The 2,015-nt window shown below is 75.8% G+C and carries 3 protein-coding genes; all 3 read left to right on the top strand.

Annotated elements, in window-relative coordinates; all coding sequences use genetic code 11:
* On the top strand, positions 1–1,037 hold a 1,037-nt coding region (gene alr / locus L0B03_RS17125), incomplete at its 5' end, for an alanine racemase (RefSeq protein ID WP_250448119.1).
* Positions 1,034–1,546, top strand: coding sequence for a tRNA (adenosine(37)-N6)-threonylcarbamoyltransferase complex ATPase subunit type 1 TsaE (gene tsaE, locus L0B03_RS17120; RefSeq protein ID WP_250448117.1), 513 nt, complete (start codon positions 1,034–1,036; stop codon positions 1,544–1,546). The genes alr and tsaE, both read left to right, overlap by 4 nt.
* 4 nt (positions 1,547–1,550) lie before the next feature.
* On the top strand, positions 1,551–2,015 hold a 465-nt coding region (gene tsaB, locus L0B03_RS17115; protein ID WP_250448115.1), incomplete at its 3' end, for a tRNA (adenosine(37)-N6)-threonylcarbamoyltransferase complex dimerization subunit type 1 TsaB.

Raw genomic sequence — 2,015 nt, 5'->3', positions numbered from 1 at the left:
GGGCAGCCCTGGCCGGTGGCGCGACCTGGCTCGGTGCGGCCCAGGTCGACGAGGCCCTCGCCCTGCGGGCAGCCGGGGTCGAGGCGCCGCTGCTCACCTGGCTCTACGCCCCTGGGGCGGCGCTCGACCAGGCCCTCCTCGCTGGTGTCGACGTCTCGGTCTCGGCCGCGTGGGCCCTCGAGGAGCTGCTCGCGGCGGCCCGCAGCACGGGCCGCACGGCTCGTGTCCACATCAAGGTCGACACCGGGCTCGGCCGCAACGGCGTGATGCCCGACGAGTTCGAGACCCTGCTCGGCACGGCGCTGCGGGCCCAGGCCGAGGGGGTGTGCGCGGTGGTCGGGATCTGGTCGCACTTCGCGTGGGCCGACGCCCCGGACCACCCCACCGTCCTCGCGCAGGCTGAGGTCTTCGCCGAGGCGGTGGCCCTCGCCGAGCGCCGTGGCGCGCAGCTCGAGGTCCGCCACCTCGCCAACTCGGCGGCCACCCTGACCAACCCCTCGGTGCACTACGACCTCGTCCGCCCGGGGCTGGCCGTGTTCGGCCTCTCCCCGGTGCCTGAGCTCGGTACCTCCGCCGACTACGGGCTGACCCCGGCGATGCGGCTCGAGGCCGAGCTCGCCCTGGTCAAGCAGGTGCCGGCCGGGCACGGGGTCTCCTACGGCCACGAGCACGTGACGAGCGGGCCCACGACCCTCGGTCTCGTGCCGATCGGGTATGCCGACGGCATCCCTCGGCACGCCTCGGGCACGGCCGAGCGCTGGGGGGCGCCCGTGCAGGTCGCGGGGCGGCGGCTCGGGATCGCCGGCCGGGTGTGCATGGACCAGTTCGTGCTCGACCTGGGTCCCGACGCCACCGAGCAGGCGGGGCAGACCGTCGAGCTCTTCGGCACCGGCGCCGAGGGCGGCCCGACCGCGCAGGACTGGGCCGAGGTGGTGGGCACCATCTCCTACGAGGTGGTCACGCGGGTGGGCACCCGCCTGCCGCGGGTGCACGTCGGCTCGGCAGGGGTGGCCGGGACGGCAGGGGCGGGGGAGTGAGCGCGGTGCACGAGGTCGAGCTGCCGGACGCCGCCGCGGCCCGGGCCTGGGGCCGGGCCCTGGCCACCGTCCTGGCTGCTGGTGACCTGGTGGTGCTCACCGGTCCGCTGGGGGCGGGCAAGACGACGCTGACCCAAGGGATCGGGGAGGGGCTCGAGGTGCGCGGGCAGGTGGCCTCGCCGACCTTCGTCATCGCGCGCGTGCACCCCTCGCAGGTCGGCGGCCCAGACCTGGTCCACGTCGACGCCTACCGGCTGGGCTCCCTCGAGGAGCTCGACGCCCTCGACCTCGACACGAGCCTCGAGGACTCGGTGACCGTCGTCGAGTGGGGGGAGGGGTTGGCCGAGGTCCTCGCCGAGGACCGGCTCGAGCTGGTCATCGACAGGCCCCACGGCGGTGCCGAGCTCTCCGAGGAGGACCTCGAGACCGCCGATGCCGGTACCCGCCGGGTCCGTGTCCGTGCCGTGGGCCCGCGGTGGGCCGACGTCGAGCTCCCGACGGGAGGATGAGACCGTGCCCCTGCTCGCCCTGGACACCTCGGCCGACATCTGCGTCAGCCTGGTCGCCGACCCGCCGCCCGACCCGTGGCTCGCCTCGACCCTGAGGACCCTCGCCTCGCGACGCGTCGTCGAGCAGCGCCGGCACGCCGAGCTCCTCGCGCCGATGATCGAGGAGGTCCTGCGCGAGGCCGAGGTCGACCGCCGCGACCTCACCGCGGTCGTGGTCGGCACCGGCCCCGCCCCTTTCACGGGGTTGCGCGCGGGGCTGGTGACCGCGCGGACCCTGGGCCTGGCCCTCGGCGTGCCCGTGCACGGGGTGTGCAGCCTCGAGGCGGTCGCAGCCCTGGCCCTGACCGATCTGGACGCCGCCGCCGAGGTGCTCGTGGTGACCGACGCGCGCCGGCGCGAGCTCTACGCCGCCCGGTACCGGCGGCGCGACCCCCCGACGGCCCTCGGTGAGCTGGCCGAGGAAGTCGCA

Source organism: Actinotalea sp. C106, from assembly GCF_023630195.1.
Lineage (GTDB): Bacteria > Actinomycetota > Actinomycetes > Actinomycetales > Cellulomonadaceae > Actinotalea.
This window is presented reverse-complemented; position numbering and strand designations above follow the sequence as displayed.